Origin of the sequence: Streptococcus mitis (assembly GCF_902159415.1) — a bacterium.
GTDB classification, from domain to species: Bacteria; Bacillota; Bacilli; order Lactobacillales; family Streptococcaceae; genus Streptococcus; species Streptococcus mitis_BG.
Window position 1 is genome coordinate 618624 of sequence record NZ_CABGJU010000001.1, and the last position, 20645, is coordinate 639268.

General features: G+C 31.0%; 38 protein-coding genes. All 38 read left to right on the forward strand.

All coding sequences use genetic code 11. The annotated features are described in order from the left end of the window. The first annotated feature begins 69 nt into the window (after window positions 1–69). The 38 genes from FN031_RS03180 to FN031_RS09020 all read left to right on the forward strand — a co-directional run bounded on the left by FN031_RS03180 (window position 70) and on the right by FN031_RS09020 (window position 20565). Window positions 70–303 (forward strand): hypothetical protein, encoded by a 234-nt coding sequence (locus FN031_RS03180; protein WP_142557525.1) that lies wholly within the window; start codon window positions 70–72, stop codon window positions 301–303. Between the two features lie 147 nt (window positions 304–450). Then, on the forward strand, window positions 451–723 hold the full coding sequence (locus FN031_RS09135; protein WP_260604684.1) for an RHS domain-containing protein: 273 nt from the start codon (window positions 451–453) through the stop codon (window positions 721–723). Continuing rightward, window positions 723–1241, forward strand: coding sequence for an Imm15 family immunity protein (locus tag FN031_RS03190; protein WP_142557527.1), 519 nt, complete (start codon window positions 723–725; stop codon window positions 1239–1241). The genes FN031_RS09135 and FN031_RS03190 overlap by 1 nt, the downstream gene beginning before the upstream one ends. Before the next feature lie 317 nt (window positions 1242–1558). Continuing rightward, window positions 1559–2035 carry a hypothetical protein gene (locus tag FN031_RS03195; protein WP_142557529.1) on the forward strand — a complete coding sequence of 159 codons (477 nt, stop codon included), beginning with the start codon at window positions 1559–1561 and terminating at the stop codon, window positions 2033–2035. 510 nt (window positions 2036–2545) lie between these two features. Next, window positions 2546–2674 (forward strand): RHS repeat domain-containing protein, encoded by a 129-nt coding sequence (locus FN031_RS09050; protein WP_260604685.1) that lies wholly within the window; start codon window positions 2546–2548, stop codon window positions 2672–2674. A 176-nt stretch (window positions 2675–2850) separates the two neighbouring features. Beyond that, entirely contained in the window at window positions 2851–3120 is a 270-nt protein-coding gene (locus FN031_RS03210) for a hypothetical protein (protein ID WP_142557531.1), read from the forward strand. Between the two features lie 294 nt (window positions 3121–3414). Beyond that, window positions 3415–3765: a hypothetical protein gene (locus FN031_RS03215; RefSeq protein WP_142557533.1), complete on the forward strand. Its 351-nt coding sequence runs from the start codon at window positions 3415–3417 to the stop codon at window positions 3763–3765. A 117-nt stretch (window positions 3766–3882) separates the two neighbouring features. Further along, window positions 3883–4383, forward strand: coding sequence for an SMI1/KNR4 family protein (locus tag FN031_RS03220; protein WP_142557535.1), 501 nt, complete (start codon window positions 3883–3885; stop codon window positions 4381–4383). 229 nt (window positions 4384–4612) lie between these two features. Then, window positions 4613–5464 (forward strand): hypothetical protein, encoded by an 852-nt coding sequence (locus FN031_RS03230; RefSeq protein WP_142557537.1) that lies wholly within the window; start codon window positions 4613–4615, stop codon window positions 5462–5464. A 252-nt stretch (window positions 5465–5716) separates the two neighbouring features. Further along, window positions 5717–6013 (forward strand): RHS repeat domain-containing protein, encoded by a 297-nt coding sequence (locus FN031_RS09190; RefSeq protein ID WP_142557538.1) that lies wholly within the window; start codon window positions 5717–5719, stop codon window positions 6011–6013. Then, window positions 5934–6110: a hypothetical protein gene (locus FN031_RS09005; RefSeq protein ID WP_185928449.1), complete on the forward strand. Its 177-nt coding sequence runs from the start codon at window positions 5934–5936 to the stop codon at window positions 6108–6110. The genes FN031_RS09190 and FN031_RS09005 overlap by 80 nt, the downstream gene beginning before the upstream one ends. A gap of 70 nt (window positions 6111–6180) precedes the next feature. After that, window positions 6181–6636 carry an SEL1-like repeat protein gene (locus FN031_RS03240; protein WP_260604686.1) on the forward strand — a complete coding sequence of 152 codons (456 nt, stop codon included), beginning with the start codon at window positions 6181–6183 and terminating at the stop codon, window positions 6634–6636. A gap of 31 nt (window positions 6637–6667) precedes the next feature. Further along, entirely contained in the window at window positions 6668–7252 is a 585-nt protein-coding gene (locus tag FN031_RS03245) for a hypothetical protein (protein WP_142557541.1), read from the forward strand. Window positions 7253–7275: 23 nt separating this feature from the next. Next, window positions 7276–7680, forward strand: coding sequence for an NTF2 fold immunity protein (locus FN031_RS03250; RefSeq protein WP_142557543.1), 405 nt, complete (start codon window positions 7276–7278; stop codon window positions 7678–7680). Between the two features lie 67 nt (window positions 7681–7747). Then, window positions 7748–7900, forward strand: coding sequence for an RHS domain-containing protein (locus FN031_RS09055; RefSeq protein ID WP_260604687.1), 153 nt, complete (start codon window positions 7748–7750; stop codon window positions 7898–7900). Further along, window positions 7867–8490: an RHS repeat domain-containing protein gene (locus FN031_RS09060; RefSeq protein WP_142557547.1), complete on the forward strand. Its 624-nt coding sequence runs from the start codon at window positions 7867–7869 to the stop codon at window positions 8488–8490. Before FN031_RS09055 ends, FN031_RS09060 begins: the two co-directional genes overlap by 34 nt. Before the next feature lie 10 nt (window positions 8491–8500). Beyond that, entirely contained in the window at window positions 8501–8911 is a 411-nt protein-coding gene (locus FN031_RS03265) for a hypothetical protein (RefSeq protein WP_142557549.1), read from the forward strand. Window positions 8912–9205: 294 nt separating this feature from the next. Beyond that, window positions 9206–9910 carry a hypothetical protein gene (locus FN031_RS03270; protein WP_142557551.1) on the forward strand — a complete coding sequence of 235 codons (705 nt, stop codon included), beginning with the start codon at window positions 9206–9208 and terminating at the stop codon, window positions 9908–9910. Window positions 9911–10190: 280 nt separating this feature from the next. Beyond that, a complete protein-coding gene (locus FN031_RS03280) occupies window positions 10191–10295 on the forward strand; it encodes an RHS repeat-associated core domain-containing protein (RefSeq protein WP_221887457.1) in 105 nt (34 codons plus the stop codon). Window positions 10296–10654: 359 nt separating this feature from the next. After that, window positions 10655–11446: a hypothetical protein gene (locus FN031_RS03285; protein ID WP_142557553.1), complete on the forward strand. Its 792-nt coding sequence runs from the start codon at window positions 10655–10657 to the stop codon at window positions 11444–11446. 64 nt (window positions 11447–11510) lie between these two features. Then, window positions 11511–12323 (forward strand): hypothetical protein, encoded by an 813-nt coding sequence (locus tag FN031_RS03290; RefSeq protein ID WP_142557555.1) that lies wholly within the window; start codon window positions 11511–11513, stop codon window positions 12321–12323. A 370-nt stretch (window positions 12324–12693) separates the two neighbouring features. Next, window positions 12694–12891: a hypothetical protein gene (locus FN031_RS09070; protein WP_221887469.1), complete on the forward strand. Its 198-nt coding sequence runs from the start codon at window positions 12694–12696 to the stop codon at window positions 12889–12891. Further along, on the forward strand, window positions 12888–13337 hold the full coding sequence (locus FN031_RS03300; protein WP_142557556.1) for a hypothetical protein: 450 nt from the start codon (window positions 12888–12890) through the stop codon (window positions 13335–13337). The genes FN031_RS09070 and FN031_RS03300 overlap by 4 nt, the downstream gene beginning before the upstream one ends. A gap of 24 nt (window positions 13338–13361) precedes the next feature. Continuing rightward, on the forward strand, window positions 13362–13670 hold the full coding sequence (locus FN031_RS03305) for a barstar family protein (protein WP_142557559.1): 309 nt from the start codon (window positions 13362–13364) through the stop codon (window positions 13668–13670). Window positions 13671–13907: 237 nt separating this feature from the next. Next, window positions 13908–14207, forward strand: coding sequence for a hypothetical protein (locus FN031_RS03310; RefSeq protein ID WP_142557561.1), 300 nt, complete (start codon window positions 13908–13910; stop codon window positions 14205–14207). Between the two features lie 133 nt (window positions 14208–14340). After that, complete coding sequence (locus FN031_RS03315) at window positions 14341–15108, forward strand: hypothetical protein (RefSeq protein WP_142557563.1); 768 nt, start codon at window positions 14341–14343, stop codon at window positions 15106–15108. A 495-nt stretch (window positions 15109–15603) separates the two neighbouring features. Continuing rightward, entirely contained in the window at window positions 15604–16035 is a 432-nt protein-coding gene (locus tag FN031_RS03320; RefSeq protein ID WP_142557565.1) for a DUF4265 domain-containing protein, read from the forward strand. Between the two features lie 115 nt (window positions 16036–16150). Continuing rightward, a complete protein-coding gene (locus FN031_RS03325) occupies window positions 16151–16351 on the forward strand; it encodes a hypothetical protein (protein WP_142557567.1) in 201 nt (66 codons plus the stop codon). Window positions 16352–16354: 3 nt separating this feature from the next. Next, entirely contained in the window at window positions 16355–16705 is a 351-nt protein-coding gene (locus tag FN031_RS03330) for a hypothetical protein (RefSeq protein ID WP_142557569.1), read from the forward strand. A 231-nt stretch (window positions 16706–16936) separates the two neighbouring features. Continuing rightward, a complete protein-coding gene (locus tag FN031_RS03335; protein WP_142557570.1) occupies window positions 16937–17329 on the forward strand; it encodes a hypothetical protein in 393 nt (130 codons plus the stop codon). 84 nt (window positions 17330–17413) lie between these two features. After that, window positions 17414–17572, forward strand: coding sequence for an RHS domain-containing protein (locus FN031_RS03340; protein ID WP_142558601.1), 159 nt, complete (start codon window positions 17414–17416; stop codon window positions 17570–17572). Window positions 17573–17583: 11 nt separating this feature from the next. Continuing rightward, entirely contained in the window at window positions 17584–18048 is a 465-nt protein-coding gene (locus FN031_RS03345; protein WP_260604688.1) for a hypothetical protein, read from the forward strand. 63 nt (window positions 18049–18111) lie between these two features. After that, a complete protein-coding gene (locus FN031_RS03350) occupies window positions 18112–18321 on the forward strand; it encodes a hypothetical protein (protein ID WP_142557574.1) in 210 nt (69 codons plus the stop codon). After that, window positions 18318–18641 (forward strand): SEL1-like repeat protein, encoded by a 324-nt coding sequence (locus tag FN031_RS03355; RefSeq protein WP_142557576.1) that lies wholly within the window; start codon window positions 18318–18320, stop codon window positions 18639–18641. The genes FN031_RS03350 and FN031_RS03355 overlap by 4 nt, the downstream gene beginning before the upstream one ends. Before the next feature lie 330 nt (window positions 18642–18971). Then, window positions 18972–19109: a hypothetical protein gene (locus FN031_RS09015; protein WP_185928435.1), complete on the forward strand. Its 138-nt coding sequence runs from the start codon at window positions 18972–18974 to the stop codon at window positions 19107–19109. Then, the gene (locus tag FN031_RS03360; RefSeq protein WP_142557578.1) at window positions 19106–19804 is read left to right on the forward strand and encodes a hypothetical protein; all 699 of its coding nucleotides are present in this window, start codon (window positions 19106–19108) and stop codon (window positions 19802–19804) included. The genes FN031_RS09015 and FN031_RS03360 overlap by 4 nt, the downstream gene beginning before the upstream one ends. Before the next feature lie 40 nt (window positions 19805–19844). Next, window positions 19845–20207 carry a cytochrome C biogenesis protein gene (locus FN031_RS03365; RefSeq protein WP_142557580.1) on the forward strand — a complete coding sequence of 121 codons (363 nt, stop codon included), beginning with the start codon at window positions 19845–19847 and terminating at the stop codon, window positions 20205–20207. Between the two features lie 130 nt (window positions 20208–20337). Beyond that, on the forward strand, window positions 20338–20565 hold the full coding sequence (locus FN031_RS09020; protein WP_260604699.1) for an RHS repeat-associated core domain-containing protein: 228 nt from the start codon (window positions 20338–20340) through the stop codon (window positions 20563–20565). Window positions 20566–20645 lie beyond the last annotated feature (80 nt).

The window sequence follows — 20645 nt, forward strand, 5'->3', positions numbered from 1 at the left end:
ATGGGTTCTTTAACAATCTCGTTACCAGTCAGTTACAATATGTAGTTTCTCGAGGAGCATTATAATATTATGAAAATTAAAAAAGAGTCTAACGACTATATTATTAAATTAAACAACCATGAAGTCTTAGTTTTTTTTGAATGGCTTGTTAAGTTCGTTGAAAATAATGAAATTATTGATGAAGCTGAGCAAAGAATACTATATGACTTAGAATGCTTATTAGAATCCACATTAGAAGAACCTTTTATGGAGAATTATAAAGATCTAATACATATAGCTAAAAAATCTATTATCAATAATTAGCAAGCTGTAGATTGAGACGAGCCTCAACAAATTAGTTAAAGCCCAAATCTTTAAAAAAACGGCAGCAAAGAGACTTGGGCCTACACCTACGACGCCTTGAAAAGAAGGATAGGCAAAGGTTTTCTGAAAGATGGAGAAGTTTCAGGAATGTCATTCCCGCATGATTTAAGCGGGAACTGCCAGAAAACCCACTACTTTCACTGCTACCAAGTCGGTATACCGCGCGAGATGACCGACATCCACGGCAATCTCTTATGGTACGGTGAATACACCGCTTGGGGTCGTTTGAAAAAGGATGAGCGAGTTTATAATGATGCGGCACTAAATCTAGATGGAACTATTCACGATAAGCATCGAAGAATCCTCCCATTCTTCAAAGATGATAGAGATTTCTTATTTTGCCAAGGATGGAAAACATAATGGAATACTTAAAACTATTAACAAAGTTAGCAAAAACTGAAAAATCATATCAGTATGATGAAATAATTAAATTACTTAAGCATCCTGTTGAATTTGAGGAAATTCCTTTGATTACTAGAACTGGAAGAGAAAAACCATTTTTGAAAATGCTATCCCCAAAACAGTTGAATTTGTTCTTTTTAAATACTGCAATATTTTACATTAATAATATAAATTTAATGGCAAAAGATATTTTGATAGATAACGATTTATCAATATGTATAACATACCCGGATATAAGTTCTGAATTACATAATCTATATAGTTTTTATATACCTAACATCTGTATTTATAGATCGAAATATGAAAATACATTTAAAAATTATCCAGTCTTAAATTTAGAAAATTTCTCATGGTTACATGAAAATTCATCTGATTTTAATTATAAAGACATTTTTAACATTGTTTACTCTAAATTTGATGACGGTTTTGGCCATGAAATTTTTAGGATATTTTTATTAAAAAAGGAGGATATTTAAAACAAGCGTAAATAGAATTAGCCTCCTCCTAACGCATACATTAAGGTTTTATGAACCCCTAAACCCTCACTCACCCAGCTTTCAGACGACCCATCCCCAACAGGAGAAAGCCACCAACAAACCCACTACTTCCACTACGACCAAATCGGGATGCCGCGCACCAACCCTTCCGATTGCAAAATATCCTTGTCCACACTTACATGTAGCTACTGCCAAAATGGATAGAATTCTTATTCAAAAAAGAAATAATGGGAATGGTATATTTTCTTGGAAGTCCTACAAAGATAATGCAACCGTACAACATAGGAAATAGGATCATGACAACTTTAGAAGATAAAATCTTTACTTTAAAACAGAATCATTTAATCAAAAAAATGAAAGAAATTCATTTTTTAAATAGTTTAATTTCAGATTCTGAAAAAATTATTCCATATCCACTCTCATGTGACATAATAAATCGTACTTTTACCCCCTATAGAAATATAGAATTATCAAAAGAGAATTCTAGTTTATCGATAAAAAATGAAATATTAAATTTTTTTGCACCAGAGGAAAATGATATTGCTTATGTATACTTTTATGGAGGAATAAATGATTCGGCTGAAATACCAATAGAAGTATTCCCTTTGTTTATTATCAAAATAAAAAATATTAGCAATTGGCTAGAATTAATAAACAAACCTAATTTTTATTGTTTAAAATTATTTAGTAACAAAATAGATAAAGTTATCGATATATCTCTACTCGACAATGAGGAAGATGTATTATCTATTTCTATTGGAGTGAACGCTTAACTATTTTAAAAATAAATAAACTATTCCAGCAGAAGCAATCCTTGGCTTTGTATAACTTAAAGGTGGTTACCATGAAAGAATTACTAGAAAAACTTGAAAATAATAATTTTATTTATAAGGTCAGAATGGATCTTGAATTCGATGTAAAGGACTATCAATAATTATTAAAAATTTTAAATGAAATAAAGTATTATACTCATAATCATAATCTAATTGATAAAAGACTAGCATCTCTTTTATATGAAATACCGAAATTAACACATATTTGGTATCTCAATTTAAAAGACGATCCAAATAATAATACATCTTCTATTGTTAATCAACTTGAAGATGCATGGATAGAGTTAGATTCAATAATTGGAGAAGAAATTCTTGGTCAAGGACAATAAATTCCTCTTAACAAACACTAATCATAGGTTAGGTCGAGTTCCACCAAATATCAAGGGTATCTGAAAAAGGACGAGCGGGTTTACAAGAACTCGCACCAACCCTTCCTCCTGCAGAACCAGTATGCCGACACTGCATTACAACTTCTTCAGGTATTATGAGCCAGTATGTGGAAGATTTATCAACCAAAATCCGATTATGTTGTTGGGTAGAGATAATCTGTATGCGTTTGCGCTGAATATTAAAAGGTGAATCGATCCACTGGGCTTATCTTCTGTTGGAGAATGTAATGCCCCTTGTCCAGGGAGGTTCACTCCAAGAAAAAACTCTCGCGATCCGAAACTTATTGAACATGTTTATAAAGAAAATTTAAGCTTAGATGGTAGAAATCCAATTTTTAATTAAAAATTATTTATTTTGGAGGTTTTATGAAAAAAGACACAAGCAAAAAATATATGAAAGTTCTGAATAAGGAAGATATTATGGAAATTTATCTGTTAATGGATAAACTAAATGAAATTTTTCACGATCCAAGTCGTTCAGAAGATATTAATATCATTAAAAAATTTGGGGATACATATTATCCTATTATCCATAAGTTGTACTACAAAACTCTTTGGAATGCATTAACAATAGAACAAAGAAAAGAAATATTAGGAGAAGATTATACTCATGAAAATTATGGTAAGTATGATTAATTATAGCAAGCCGTAGCCCGCATGAAACCTCAAATTCCACCGTGGCGTGTGTGCGGTATGCACGTACGCAGTTTCGCCTATCGAAACCCCATCAACTAGAATTAAAGGAGAGTACCCAGCATGTCCTAGTTGTTAAGGGAGTATGAACAAAGTACATGAAAAAACAGGGGCCAGAACCATGGGAAGCAGGAAAAAGTAAAAAAAGAACTCGTAAAGCACCTCGTCCAACTGAGAAAAGACGACAAAAACCTCCTCCTGGAAAATGTTAAGAAACAATGTGATAAGGAATTATTTATGGAAATTATTTCAAAAAACACGTATTACAAGATAGAAGATGGTATTCTTACCATTGCTTTTGCAGATAGTAAAAAACCTAATCCTAATAATTACTTAATCTTGCAAAGAGAAGTTGACGACTTAGAATACTATTATTATGAAATAAACAGCCAGCAATATTCAGGAATAGGTGGCTTCAAAAAGGTAGAAATTTATTCCAATAAATTAGTTATTTATTTTCAAGAAAAACAAAAAATTTATCAAAATAGTATTGAAAATCTAATTATTACTTATCAACCTGATAAAAGATTAAATGAATATATTGAATATATTTTTGGAGAATCCGATTGTGAGGTTATAGTTTGCTAATTAAAAATAAATCTGTGTGGAACCAAGCGGGAATACTGCTTTAACTTCCAATTCCGATGTGAGTACAATCAGCAAGCTGTAGTCTGAACAAAAACTTTCAGTCCTAAGGAGTATCTTATGAAAATCAAAGAATTAATTGAAAAATTAGAACAAAAAAATAGCCATCAATTCTTGAAAGCGGTATCAAAACCAGAATTTGCTTTTTCTTTGCCAAAAGATTTAGAATTCTTTTATGAAAATTATGAATATGCTATTCTCAATATTGATACTTCTTGTGAGATAAGAATCAGTTCACTTTCAGAATTGCAACCAACAAACCAAATTCTATATCCAGCTGATGATGTTATTTGGGAGGAATTGGCAGATGATATCAGTAATGATTGGTTCATGATTGCATCTTCTCAAGAGCTTAGTCAATTTATCAGTATAGACTTAAACAAAAAAAGATTTGGTTTTTGTTATGATAGTTTTATAGAAACTCATACTACACCTGATGAGTCTCCTATTATTGCTAAGTCATTTACAGAACTACTGGAGAAATTGGTTTCCAATGAAAAAGAATGGTTTTGGTTAGATTCCTCTTTTCAAAGCTATGGTGATGCTTATGAAGATGAATGAGTCAGTTGTAGCCCTTATGAAACCCTCGATCACAACAAATAGTACGTTTGGATCGCACGCACGCGGTTTCTGTTTATCAGACGACCTCAATACTTTCTTTGAGGTCGTCCGAAGCATTTGCTCTTTAACAATCTCATTACCATTAGCAATGACATTCTATCAAGAGGTTGTTTTCCTTGATAGCTGAGGAACTAATTGACATAGACAAATACAGGAAAGGATATATATTATGTTGATAATATTAAATAATTCGTTAAATGGGATTGTATTGGGTCAAAAAAAGGCTGATTTTGATAATGTTACTTTAAATGATCCTAGTTATTCATTTGAGTTTGATAGAAAGCATAAGATACAATCTGATTCTAAATTAATTACTGTATCATCCTCTGGAAGTTGCAATGAATTCAGTTTAGATGGAAAAATTATTAACTTCTTCAATTTAGAAAAATTTTTAGAAGAAGAGGATCCTTTAATAGAAATTTCTGATGAAGAAGATTATTTTTATGTTTTTCCACAATATAATTTACTTTTGTATGTTGACCCTAAGGAAAAATTATTCTTGCAGGTATTAATTTACGATGAAAGTATAAGAGACTTATATGAAAATACAGGTAAAAAATACTCAGACTTTCAAAAAAGTAAACTTAAAGATCCAACCTCAGTTTATGATAAATTAATATTTATTCCTTATAAGGCTTTAGGTGATTTTGAATTTAATTGTTCTCTAACAGATATTATAAAAAAATATGATATATCAGAAAATGTTATTCCAAAAGCAAAAAATATCATAGAGATAAATAATTTTGTACTGAGATTTGATAATGAAAAGTTAACTGAGGTTACAATTTTTCATGATAAAGCGGTAATGCTTGCAATATACTATAATGGAATTGAGATCTCATCAAAAAAAGGGCTTGCTGAACTATTAAGTCAATATGATGTTATTGAGAGAACAAAATCCAAATATCTTTTCAAAGAATTAGGTCTAGTTGTGGAAAAGGATCTGTCTGAATTTCGTTTCTTTGAACAATCATTATTAAACTTTTGGGCAAATTTGCATAGACCTATTACTAGCTGGTAATCACAAGCCATAAGCAAACTGTAGTTCTAATAGTACTTCCAACTCCGATGTAAGCGCACGTACGCGGTTTCGCCTATCGAAACCACATCAACGAAAGCCACCAACAAACCCACTACTTCCACTGCTACTAAATTGATATACCACGCGAGATGACCGACATTCACGGCAATCTCTTATGGTACGGCGAATACACCGCTTGAGGTCGTCTGAAAAAGGAAGAGCGGGTCTACCCACGCGCATCAACCCTTTCACATGCAAAACCAGTATGCCGACCGTGAGACAGGACTGCATTACAACTTCTTCAGGTATTATGAACCTGATGCGGGTCGGTTTGTGAATCAGGATCCGATCGGGTTGTTGGGTGGGGATAATTTGTATTTGTTTGCACCTAATATAACGAAATGGAATGATCCATTAGGACTAATGAACAAATGTAATAATTGTTCAAAAACTGGAGTAGACATAAACCTTGTGCAAAGGGAAACCAGTAACATTAGTTGCTTGTCAAACAGGGAAAGGGGACAATTCATTTGCTCAAAAATTGGCTAATGAATTAAAAGCACCTGTACGTGGTGCAACAGAAAATGTTAGTGCAGTTACAGGAGAAGTATTAAATGGAGGTAAATATGTTACATTTAGGCCATAAAATCCTTAAATTTATTTTTTAAAGTATTTTTCTAACGTCTTATAATAACTCATACAGTAAGGATAGAGACATGAAATCTAATGCCAACATTTCAATAAATGACAGTATGTATATTTCTAAAACTGATCTGGAAAAGTTAAAAATTGATGCTTCCTCTGGCAATAGTCAAGCAGCATCAAAATTAGCTAATTATTTTGCTTTTTATGAATTTAACAATGATAAATTTATATTTTGGTTAATTCGATCAGCCGAATTAGGTAATACTCAAGCACAATATGATTTGGCCTATATATTCTTTGATCATTACCAAGACAGTAAAGACAAAAACAAATTAGACGAAGCGGAAAAATGGGCTCTACTTGCTCAAAAAAATGGGATGTCTATTACTAACCTACTCACTGATATACATCGAGAGATTGATATTGCTCAAGGAGGATTAAGAAAAACAGGAACTCCTAAAGCTCAAAGAAAACGTTTAAGAAAAGAAACCAAGAAATTTCTTAAAAAAATTGAAAAAAGAAGGTAAGAAATGCCCTTAAATTTTTAGGAGAATTTAAATGAAAAAAAATGGATACATTAATTTTAACTTTTTAGATAGTAAACCCAATATAAATAATATATTAGTTGGGCTAGATTTAGACTATTCAAATAAAGTAATAGCGCCAGATGGTCATGAGTTAGCATTGGTTGCTTTTATGCCAATTGAAAATTTATTGACTATTGCACCTCAATTTAAAATAGATTTTCAGGATAAGGAATATAAAGATAAAGTTATTTACGTTTTTTCTTATTACGATAAAGAAGATTATTTTCTTGACTACATTACTGAAATTGACGATGCTATTCAAGGATACACGAAAGTTATCATCGGAGATAAAAATCAGTTCAAGTTTAACCTAGATAAATTTTATCCAATTAATCCTATTGATAATTCAGATGAAATGAGTTTTTTAGGAGGACAACCTGAATATTTACAACAAGAGAGTGACGATTTTCTAGAAAAATATATTTTCATAGGTCAAATCTTAGGAATGGATCTACCTGAAAAAGTAAATGAAATTTTTTATCTAACTGAGAACATAGGATATATTTTTATAAATAGAGATCTATCTGGTGGATTATTCTTCGTACAAACAACTTAAACAAAAATAAAAAGGATTGAATTATGAATGAAAGTATTACAACAGTATTAAATAGTTTTCTGATGGAAATGTATAAATGGGAAGACAATGCTAATAAGCATATTGATGCAGGCACAGATATTCCTGATGAGATATTGAAACAAGCATTAAAGGAAATATACGATAAATACCTAACAGATAAACCAAGAAAAATGGGAAAGTTAGAATGTATGACTGTTAACTACCCTCCAACATTCAATCCAAATAACGAGAAAATCATTGAAATAGAAGAAAAAGGTAGCTCTATAACTGTAAAAAGTGATGTGCTTTACGCTGGAATGGAAGTACAAAGACTTTATAAATTCAAAAAACAGACAGGTCTCTGGAAATTAGATAATGTAAAAGAATTTGATAGTTATGATGGGAAATGGCATTCTATACATATCTAAATTCAAGTAATTAGCAAACTGTAATCCTCCAATCCTGACGTAGAGTATGTGCGGTACGCGCAAATCCTTGACACAGGTACAAAACTGGACCAACGAAGACGGAGAAATCGACCAACAAACCCACTACTTCCACTTCGACCAAATCGGCATCCCGCGTGAGATGACTGATAAAGACGGCAATCTGGTTTGGTTCGGCGAATATACCTTTGGGGTCGTCTGAAAGAGGAAACCAAGGCAACGGATAGCTCATATCACCCTTTCCGCCTGCAGAACCAGTACGCCGACCGTGAAACGGGACTGCATTACAACTTCTTCAGGTATTACGAGCCTGATGCCGGGAGGTTTGTGAATCAGGATCCGATTGGGTTGATGGGTGGTAGTAACTTATATCTATTTGCACCAAATATTCATAATTGGATTGATCCTTTGGGATGGGAAAAGGATTGGGTCAAATATGAAGAAAAAATTCGAAAATTATATCCTACACGTAGTAAAAGAAAATATAAAGGGAGTGATTGTGAAGGTGTAGCAGATGGAATTGCTAACGTTATTGTCAAAGAAACAGCTATTGAAGCTAAATATATAAATAAATGGAAAAATTCTGCATACAATCCGGAAAGTTTCTTTTCTAAATGTATTAAAAAAGATGGAACAGAAGAAGAAAGACTTATAGATCAAGCAAAAAGATATACAAAATGCTTTGACCAAGTTATATATCATACAAATAGTAAGGAATTTGTTGATCATTACTCAAAAGTTTTTGCAAAAGAAGGTTTAACAAATATTATTTTTATAATTACGAAAGCATAGGAATTGTTAAATGAAAAAAGTGAGCCATAAAATTAATGTAATAAAGCAAATAGAAAACACTGTTGATATAGTTGGTAATCATCCCAACCAAAATCCTGATAGAGTGTTTTTATATATTAATTATGATATACAAAGTTTTGAAGATTCATTTGATGAAATTTTTAGTATTCCTGAATTGGAATCGGAAGATTTTTGTTTGATTTCATCCAACTGTGAAATCACTTTACCTAATGGAGAAAAATTTTGTGGAATATCTTTCAAAAGTAACTCAAATAAAGAATTGATTCTTCAAAAGATTAAAAACCATTTTGAGGAAAAAGGATATCAATATGGGGTTATTAGAAACAATAATTTAATATTAAGTACAAAGAATATAATTAATTTAGATGATTGTTACGCTATCCTTTATGACTATGATTAATACTCAATGAACTTAGATAGCAAGCCGTAGCCCGCATGAAACCTCCAATCCCGACGTAGGGTATGTGCGATTACACGCACGCGGTTTCTGCTTTTCAGACGACCTCAATCCTTTTTCGAGGTCGTCTGAAATATTTCTTCAATAACAATCTAAGCCAAGACCACCTACAAATACGGCCAAGGCGGTTTGCCGACCCAACACACCAAAAGGAGGAGGAACTATTTTAACTTCTAAAGCCAAAGTTGTTAATGTAAATGGAAGAAACATAACATTTATTTTATAGAGGTATAAAAAATGAAGAAAAAAATATTAAATAGCTTCTGCTCATATTTGGAAGCTAACCATATTTCATTTAAAAAACACGATTGTATTATTTCACTTTTTTTTAATGACATTTTTTTTGGAAAAATTAATTTCCAATTTAAAAAAGGTAAGCATGTAAAAATTGGGGCACTATGTTCATTTTCTATCGTTTCTTATATAAATGAGAAAAATATTCTAGACCAAAAATTTATAGAATTAAGTACAACTATCCCAAAATTTTATCCTGAAATAAACGATATTTTTGATGAGAATGACACACCAAGTAATTTTAAAGTACATGGTTCAGAACTTGGAAAATTTGATTCTATTTTTAAATATTTTGGCATTATCTCTTTATATCCAGAAACATCCGAAAATGAAATAAATGAGATAATTATTGCTATATTCGATAATTATGTATTACCAATGAAAAATTATTACTTTGGAAGTAATTTAGCAATAGAGGATATTTTAAAAAATCCTTCCTCATATAAATACCCACTATCTACAATTTTAATAATAAGTCATTTACACAACTTGGAAATTAATAATTTCGTATACATAAAAAATCCTAGAAAATTCTCTGACTCAAAGGATATATCTAAAATTTTAGATTTATTATTCGCACATAAAAAAAATATTGAGATCCACAAGGATAACAATAGTAAAAATGACCAACAAATAGAACTAGATTGAGTTAGCAAGCCCTAGCACGTATGAAACCTCCAATACCGACATAAGGTGTGTGCGGTACGCGCGAATCCTTGGCACAGGTACACAACTGGACCAACGAAGAAGGAGAAATCGGCCAACAAATCCACTACTTCCACTGCGGCAAAATCAGCATCCAAAGAGAGATAATCTATGGCGAAGGCAATCTGGTTTGGGGATTACTAAGGTTAGGGCAAACTGAAGAGTGAAACCAAGGTAACGGAAAACGCATACCAACCGTTCCGCCTGCAAAACCGATATGCCGATGCTGCATTACAACTTCTTCAGGTATTACGAGCCTGATGTGGGTCAATTTGTGAATCAGGATCCAATTGGGTTACTTGGAGATGAGAATTTTTATCTATTCTAGCCCAATGTGCAGGAATGGATCGACCCTAAAGGCTTGGCAGTTTTTGCAATACCTCTTAATTGATTGCGTTAGGTAAAGCTGTGCTTGTAACTTTAGGTATAGGTATTATTTATTAAAAAGGGAAAAAAGCTCTTGATACAGTAATGATGGCAGCAAATGGAAATTAAGTCGATACTGGGGTTGCTAATCAAGTTTATGAAAAAATAAATGAGTATTTTCAAAGTACATGAAAAAAACAGATAAATGTGACAAATTAAAAGCAAGAAATGATAATTTCCAAAGAGGAAAAATAAAACGTAAACATACAAAAGTTTCTATGCTTGCAGTCCGGTTACATAAACTATTAAGAAGGAAATAATATGTTTTTTAAAAAACTACCAAATAGACAAAATTTTAAATATTTCTCCATAACTCTTTTAGTACGAAATGACATTCATAGTTATTTAAATATAAGCAATTGGTTTCAGGAGAATATAATTTTAATTAATGAATTATATCTAAATAAATTTAATTTAAGACTAGATGATATTGATATAAATTTTGGAAAATATCATTTTAGTTCAATAGAAAATGCTTTAAATAAAATTAAACAACAAAATTTATCATTCTTTCAAGCACAAACGAAAAAAATAGATAGGGTTTTAATTATATACGATAATCCCTTTTTGAATCAGGAAGAGTTAAATTACAATAATACATATGAAGCAAGATTTGTAATTATGTGTCCATATGAATATAAGGAGGTATTATTGGATTTCATTACTAAAAATATTGATCTTGATAACTGGGATTATGGTTATGGCATGAGTCTACTAGAAAGCCAAACGATTGAAGGCTCTCAAATTAAATCTACAATATTTTCAAGCAGAAATATACCATTACTCTCAGAAAAAATATGGAATGAAATGCTTTTGACAAAGGATTCATTAGCTGAAAAAGGTTTCATTAAAGATATTTACGAATTTAATATTCTAAATGATAAGCAAGCTGAAAATATTAATTTAAAAAGTTTTTTAAAAAGAGGGATTGGAAGTTATTCTATACAAAATGAAAAATATATTTGGAAATTAAATTTTACTGAAATTAATTTAGTAAAACGTTTAATTAGTACAAACCCCTTCCTGCTTTCAATGACAAAAGATAAATCATGACAATAAGCTTGGAAATTTCGCCATTCTCGACATTCGAAAGATAGGTGTAACAGGAAAAAATAACATGGTAAATGATAGAATTTCAAGTTTTGACGCTTTTTTAGAATGTAAAGATCTATCAATCAATGACTTATTGGAGAAACTACTACATTCTAATACTACTATTCAATATGAAGCAGCAAAAAGGCTACAATTTTTTCAGTATAAAGAGATTATTGATATAATCAGAAATATTCTCTTAACAAGTCGATATAGTAAACATAGAGAAATTGCAAATTTTATCTTGGGACAAATGCAAGAAAAACTTAGCACTACGGAATTGAAAGAGATTTTCTCCATATTAATTCACTCTATTCAAAATGATAAAAGTATTAAAGTAAAATCATCTGCAATATCTTCCTTAGGACATCTATTTAGAAAATATAATCTAGGAGAAGAAGAATTTCGTACTGTGGAAAATAATATTAGTTCTATTTGGAATATGAATAGATATTCTATAATTATTTCTATTGCATTTAGTTCCGCATATTTCCCAAAAAGAACTTATATAAAAGAATATCTAATAAAAAATTTAAACAGCAAACATCACAAAATTATCTCATGGATATTATATGGATTGAAAGAAAAACAATATAAATCAGAATCAATTGAAAATTTACTAATACATAAACTAAGCCAATTTAGTGAAAAATCCTATATTTACAATGAAATTATTGCATTTTTAATTTCAATTAATTCTAAAAAAGTTATCCCTTATGTTAAAAAGACACTATTCACTCAAAGTAAAATTGATGATGAAATTTATACTGAACTTAAAAATAATCTGTCGGATGAATTTGCGGAATTGAGAAAAAAATTATTAGAAAAATTTAAATAGTTTCTTGACGTCCGCCTCAACCGCAAGCCTGCCTTCGTCTTCAAAGCCAGTAAGACTAACCGCACCACCGTCAACAAACCCGTTACTTCCACTGCGACCAAATCGGTATTCAGCGAGAGATGACAGACAAAGACGGTAATTTACTGTGGTTCGGCAACTATACCGGCTGGGGTTGCCTGAAAGAAGAAACCAAGGTAACAGATAGCTCAAATCATCCTTTCCGCCTGCAAAACCAGTATTCTGACTGTAAGACGAGCTGCACTACAACTTCTTCAGGTATTATGAACCTGTCTGCGGAAGATTTATCAATCAGGATCCGATTGGGTTGTTTTGTGGGGAGTATCTGTATCAATTTGCTTCTAGCTCTCAAATGTGGATTGATCCACTTGGATTGAATCCATTCAATCGAATCACGGGACAGACTGTACAACGTGCAACTGACCTATCGACTCTCCGCCCAGGAATGCAAGGATTGAAAGATGCACTAACGGCTCTTCAGAAAGAAAGAAGAAAGAAGAAAGAAAGAAGAAAGAAAGAAAGAAAGGAAGGAAGGAGGATTAATTTATGAAAGAATTCTGTTATGAAAATTTTTTGGATGAAAAACAATCTAAAAGAATCGTACGACGTTTAATATATACTTTTTTTAAAGGCAACATTAGAAAAAAGAAAATAATGGTAAATGGAAATCTAAAAGATAAAACCTACTTTATATTCAAAAGACCTTTTCATCTTGGAGAAGGCAACCTATGCACACCAATCAAAATATGTGATTTATTTCCTGTAGATGAACTATATATACTTCGACACTATAATTATAAAGATCAAACAACTCCTGTATTTTTAGCACCAAGCTCACAAATTTTAAGTGATTTAGAAGATTTAGACTCTCTATGTTTCTATGAGTATTCTTATATTTTTGACAAAAATTTTTCACAATGTTTCTTTATAACGGATTCTACTACCTTGGAAAATGGAAAAATCGTACCAATTCTGCAAATATTTGAACCTATTTAGCAGGGAGCATTGAGAGGTTGTATTATGAATACCAATAAAAAAATCATAGATATAAATTTATTAAAATTTAAAACAAAACAAAATTTTTTAAATATATTAAATCAAGAACTTAATTTTCCAAGCTATTTTGGGTCAAATCTAGATGCTTTAGACGAATGCATGAGAGATTTGAGTTGGATTCAAGAGAAAGAAATTATTTTGAATTTTAATAATATTAATAAACTAAAGGATAGAAATAGTGAGTTATATCATTTAATACATGATGCATTATCTTTCTACAAACAATACTGGGAAGAAAATAATCATGAAAAAATAGTTACAATAAATTTCTAACCTACATGGTTGTCTGAAATGATTTGATGGAAAGTGGTAAAGGCAAAACCAAAGTAGCGGCGGGCTATGCCCAAACCGCCGTCAAACCCACTGCTTCCACTGCGACCAAATCGGCATCCCGCGTGAGATGAGACTCCGACAGACTGGGGAACAATTCATTCATCTAAAAAAGAGCCCATATTGTTCCTGCATTGCCTGATATAACATAAATTCTATATTTTATTTGAGAAATTAATTATGAAAAAACAAGAAATTATTTTAAGTATGCAAAGAGCTTTTCTTGGGGCAATTTGTAACAAAGTCAGACTTATTGCATTTGATATGACCGAAGAATTATTTACTCTTTATGTATATATTGATTCACCACTGACAGATGATGAGTATGAAGCAATAGATAGTGCTGTTACAGATGTATTGGCTGATTTTCCAAATTTTCTATATGAAAAAATATATATTATTGAAAATAATGATAATATTCTTTCTTTAAATATATATAAAGGATGTTTTTTTATGAGATTTGAAAATCAATTTGATTAAATAACACGTTGTAAAAAACAGCTTCTTTGGGAACTCCATTTGCACGAAATGCCGCTGCGTCAGATGCAGAATTGTTAATTAAGGGAAGTGTTCCTGCAAATGTTGCCATACCTTAAAAGGTAGAAAGTAAGACATGAAAAATAACAATCTAATTTTATTAATTAAAAATCAAATGTCAGATAAACAAAAAAATGAAAATGCTTTACATTTAAATACACTTTTACTAAGCTCTATAGAAAATCCTAGTATAGATAATGATTGTTTCATAGAATTATTTAGCTATTATTCTAACCTATCCCAAGGAGAAGTAAGCGAACTATTTAATTTGCTACAATCTTTAACCAAAAATGAAATCAATATAATTCAAGATTTTTTAGAATATATCTCCAAATTTGTCAAAGACTTAGGACTATGTTGTGAATTTGAAAAATTTCTTATGGAGGTAAAATATATACAAGAACGAAATTGTCTAGAGGAAAAGATTAGGCCTACTTTCCCAGTTTTCAAAGTTGATAAAAATAACATCATAAGTTTTGATGATAGTGACAACTCTTATATTTTTTCTATAATGCAACTATCTACTAAAACATGGATTGAGATAACATACGATGATTTTCTCTCAATACTTGAATCACTAGAGTGGCAAGCTTTTACTAATAAGGCTTTATTATATTTTACTCCTTGCTGTTTAAAATATATTTTTTCTAATTTATCTAAATTTTATTTATATGGTTACGTTGTTGACTTTTTATATATTGCCCTAAGAAACCAAAGTACGATATTTAACACTAGTCAAATCAACTTAATTATTGATTTTTTAAAATTAATCCAAAATTTTAACCAGGAAATTAGTGTTGAAACACAAAAAAGAATAACAAGTACTATTCAACTTTATTTATAACTTCCGGGTCGCAAAGGGGTATAGAGCCGTAACTATTATTCCGACCAAGACTCGATTAGGTTGTTAAGGGGCTTTAACCTTTATCAACTTACATCGAATACGCATTGAACATTCTACAAAATTAATAGAAACACAAGCTTCAAATGATGAAATTCTTAAAGCGGATTTAGAGTTTTATTTAAAACAACCTGGTTTAAAAATTGTATTCGGCCTACTTTTAAAGTAAAATATTCTTATATGCTATGATAATGATAAAATAGGTTTAGAGTTATTTATAAATCGAGAGAGTTAAAAAGGAATGGTTGACATATCTGACTCGAGAGAATATTCTTTTTTCAAAGACAAAGAAATAAAAATTTGCCATGAAAATATTCGTTATTTGGAAGAATGAATGTATGATTCTATAAAGAATATTACTAACGTTTAACTGAAGAAAGTGCGAATTATTACATCAAGATCCTACAATAGGTAGCAAGGTTATTTAAGGTAATTAAAATGAAAAAACTTTTTTTAAATCTAGAAGTAATTAATGGTTATCCTCCAGTATCTATGGAAAGCGTTTGGGCAGAAGTGACTGAAGAAGGCTATCTTAAAATAAATAATATTCCTTTTTATAGCAAAGAAATCTCTTTTGGTGATATTGTTAGTGTCATACAAACGGAAGAAAATTACTTATTATATGATAAAACTATCATTCATAGTAAAAATAGTACATTGCGAATTGTTTTCTTTAATGAACATCAGAAATTTAAAGATAAAATATTAACGAAACTAAAGGATCTTGGATGTGAGTTTGAAGCATTTAATGTCAATTTCTATGCAATAAACATACCAATTCAAGTAGATATAGAAGAAATCTATATTTTCTTAGATGAGTTTGTGGAAACTGACGATTTAGATTATGACACAGGGTATTTAGCACAATAATTTGTGCAAGCTATAACTTGCGAAATATCGTAATATGTAGAAAAATCTAGCATTGTATACGTATTAGGAATTTTTAGACTATGTGAAGGCAACCATCTGTTACAGGAGACCCAATATGAAAAAAACTGATTATTTTTGGTTTAAAGAATATCCTATATGTGATGGACAAGGAAGATTAATTATTAAAAAAAAAATTAACTCTAATAAGTTATTTTTCTGTTGCGATGAGTGTATGAGTTGCTGGGAAATGAAAATGTCTGGTTGGGTTACTCCTGCTTCGTTAGCTAAGAAAATTAATAAATTAAATGGTAAATAAATTATGAAATCAATTTTAAATTCAATTTTATCTCTAATAGTATCCTCTTCTTCTAAATTACCTTATGTTTCACATTACTCTTATGATTTTCAACATGGCTGGTTAAATATAGTTGTATCAGAATATAATAGTCAAAAAACTTGCGGAGATATAGGGATAAGTAATAATGAGTTACAATATAAGCTTTTTTGTGGGAAAGAAAATGGAAAAGGAATGATTCCGTTAAGTAAAATAAAATTCAAATATGATAAAGATATTTTTTCTGCTCAAAGTATTATAAGTGGAAAAATATTTTTTTCAGTTAAATGTACACAAGAGCAATACAGATATATAGAAAAGTATCTTAAGAAATAAAACGGCAAAAAGACAATTAAATTCTGTACAAATATAGAATTTGTAATAATCTGAAGCAAGCCGTAGCCAGTATGAAACCTTCAGTCCTGACGTTGGGCGTGTACGGTGCGCGCGAACCCTTGGCACAGGTACATAACCGGACCGACGAAGAGGATCATTAATCCAAACATCTCAAGTACAAGCCATATTCAATAAAGTTGGTCAATTAGTTTCAATTCGGGGGAAATTTAAATGAATAAAAAGTATAAAGTCAGTCCTGAATATATCAGACTTTTTCTTGGACTTTTACACGAAGGTATAGATAGCAAACTTGAAGACTTATCAGGTCTGAATTTGGTTAATCAAGATAGTGTAAAGAGATTAGTCAAAGAATATCTGTACCCCGAGTATCAAAATTTTACAATATCAACCCAATTCAGAATTAAAGAAAGTTTGAGATTTGGATTAAATTTCTGGACAGAAGAACGACTACATGATCAATTTCCTAGTACCGACGCAGCCTTTGAAATACCTCAACAAATGACCGCAAAAGAACTTTATAAGCAAATTTGGGATGATATGTTTAATAATGAAGATATCACTATTTCTGATATAACAAAATATCAGGAATCGAACCAAAATTAGCAATCCCATAGCCCGTACGAAACCTCCAATCCCGACGTAGAGCATTGTGGTACGCACGCAGGCGGTTTCGCCTGTCTAAACCACATCAGCGAAGACAGCGAAAACCGCCAACAAACCCACTACTTCCACTTCGACCAAATCGGCATCCAAAGAGAGATGACCGATAAAGATGCCAACATCTTGTGGTTCGGCGAATACACCGCATGGAACAATCACTATAAATATAAAAGTTATCTAACATAATGGAGATAAATATGCCCTTCCTGAAAATTCAATATAGAGATTATCCTAAAGAAGGATTGTTTAAAAAACTTTATCGAGAAAACATCTATAAAATGGAAGAATTTAAAGATGAATTTAAGTATTACGAATATACCCCAATAGAGAAAATTATTATTGATGAACATAATTTAGTACCATTCATCTTTTTTTCACCCGAAGGAATAAATTATTTAATGCCTAAAATTATTGATAGCATCCGCAATGGCATTAGAAATGATGATATTCCAGTAAATATAGAAGAATTTATTATAAATATACCTACCGCCGAAAACATCATTCATGCTTTAAATCTCTTAAAAAAAGATGAGCTGATAATTCTTAAAAAGTATTTAGAAAACATATTATTTGGGGCCTCATCAAATTTGATACAGCAAATAGGTGAACATTATTTATTCAGAAGTATTGAATATCTCGGAAAGTTAATAAATAATTCCTAAATCTACTTATTATTTTGTTAATCGGAATACATAAGCCAAGGTTTCTAGAAAAGTAGGCGTAGGTTGGTTAAAGATCTAACAATCTTGCAGGGTCGTCTGAAATACATTTTCAGGCAACCTGAAACAGAAGGAACAAACCCTCTTGGACAACAACTTGCTAATGAATTAAATACTACAGTTAAAGCACCAAATGAATTTCTTTGGTTATCAAGTAACGGGAAATCAACACCTTTAATATCATGTAAACAACATCCAGAAAGAAATAAAAAATGACTAAATTTATATCAACAGGTAGTACTTATTGGATTTCAGATGAAGAAATTCATATTCTCGAAGAAAACGCCACTAATGGAGATAAAAACTCGGCATTCAAATTATATCAGTATCATATGTTTGTATCTTTAGATCAGGATTTAGAATTTAAATGGATAGAGATCGCGGCAGAAAATGGACATCCAATTGCCCAATCCAATTTAGCTGATTTATTTTTTACACAAGGCAATAAAGAAAAAGCCATATTTTGGGCTAAAAAGGCACATAGAAATGGTGCCAAACTACCAGAAGAATTAAAAATATTAATAAATATCAATTAATGAATAAGTTTGTGCAGATTATCGTTACAAACCTATAACTTCTGGAGGAGGAGTAAGAAATTGGACACAAATCATTTTGACTACTTCTTGTCTTGCGAAGAAAATAATATTTAAGCAAAATTCAAAAATCATATTTATAGATAGCACATACCGCCCTTCTACTTGCAAAACCAGAACGCTGACTATGAAACATGGAGCATTACAACTTCTTCAGGTATTACGAACCTGATGTGGGTCAATTTGTAAATCAGAATCCGATTAGGTCGTTATTTATTTGAAATATTCCCTGTTACCAAAAGTAGCCTCGCAGTCAAACCAAAATGAAACCACATGACTAATATTGCTCAATTTAAAGTGAAACCAGGAACAACTATTATTGAAGAAAAAGCTACATCTCAAGGTTTGGGATTGCCTGGTGGACAAACACAAAAATATATTAATGACTTAGAAAGGTTAATAAGACAATGAATCAGGAGCAATTTATAAAAAAGATTAATATAGTTTTAGTCGAAATTGATAAAATGATTAATAATTGTGATGAATATAGTTATACAAATAAACAGCAGTTGATTTCTATAAAAAATGAACTATATGACATGATTAATTATCTAAAATCAGAAAGTATTTTTCAACAAAAAAAAGGAAAAGAATTTTTATTGTCTCGGATAGTAATTGATTCTTGGCCATTTAATAATGAGGTTGGTAAACTCCTTGTAGAATTAGAAGAAGATTTCAATTCTTTGACAAGAAAAAATATAAAAATGTCTAAGTTAAAAATTTTGAATGAAACTCCTTTAGACTTTCAAGAAAATTTTTTGTTTGACAAATGGGAAGTCAGTTACCTTGATTTGATGGAAGTAAATCAAGGTTCTCCCTTAGTTGGAAGTCTGTCCATTAACGGTCAAGTTATTATTAAAGAACAGGGATTTGGAGGGCCTTTGTTGTATTTCAATAGAAAAATATATATTCCAGTTTTCATAAGACGATTTTGGGTTGTTGGATTTAGGCTTGCAATATTAAATTTAGATGATTTATCCATTGAGTATATTGGTGGTATCGAAGACTTGGTTTATCTGAAAGAAATAAGAGGTAATAGAATTTATTTCTATACAGACATATATAAAAGCACAGAAAAGAATTTATCTTTATATGAACAAATATAACTCAAGAATATGCTGTAAACATCATAGCCAAAGGACTTCCATGTTAATTAAATTTAAAGAATTTATTCAAAAGTATTGGATTAGTATTCTAATTTCATGGATTTGTTTTTGGTTATGGATGGCTTATCATGGAGATAACACGATAGTTAAGTTGGTCGTGTTTCCGATCACCTCTTTCTTTCTAGTTATTTTATTTCATTTGGAATTAGAAAGAAAAAATATTAAATATCTATCCATAATTCAAATGTTAATTGGGATGTTGCTGGGATTAGCTATACAAATCGAAAGTGAGAGTTTTATGCTCCTTGAAGGATTGATATTCGGAGGAATTTGGGGATTAACAACACCCTTTTGGATTAAAATATTTTTATTTTTAAGAAAAAAGATAGGAAATTATGTATAATAAAGCATAAAATAGGGTAGTTACCAACAAACCCACAACTTCCACTGCGACCAAAATCGGCTTCCCGAAAGAGATTGCCGATAAGAACTACAATCTGGTTTGGTTCGCCAACTACACCGTCTGGAGCCGACTGAAAGAGGAAACCAAGGTAACGAATAGTGCATATCACCCCTTCCGATTGCAAAACCAGTATTATGATTCTGAAACAGGGGTGCATTACAACTTCTTCAGGTATTATAAGCCTGATGCGGGGCGGTTTGTAAACCAGGAGCCTATTGGATTGATGGGTGGAGAGAATCTTTATTGGTTTGCGCCTAATGGGCAAGATTGGCTAGATCCTTTAGGTTTGGATAAATGATGTGAAAATAGCAAAGTTAAAACAGAACCAAACACAGCATTTTTTGGGTCAGGTAGAACAGATGGTATTGGTGGAGAACA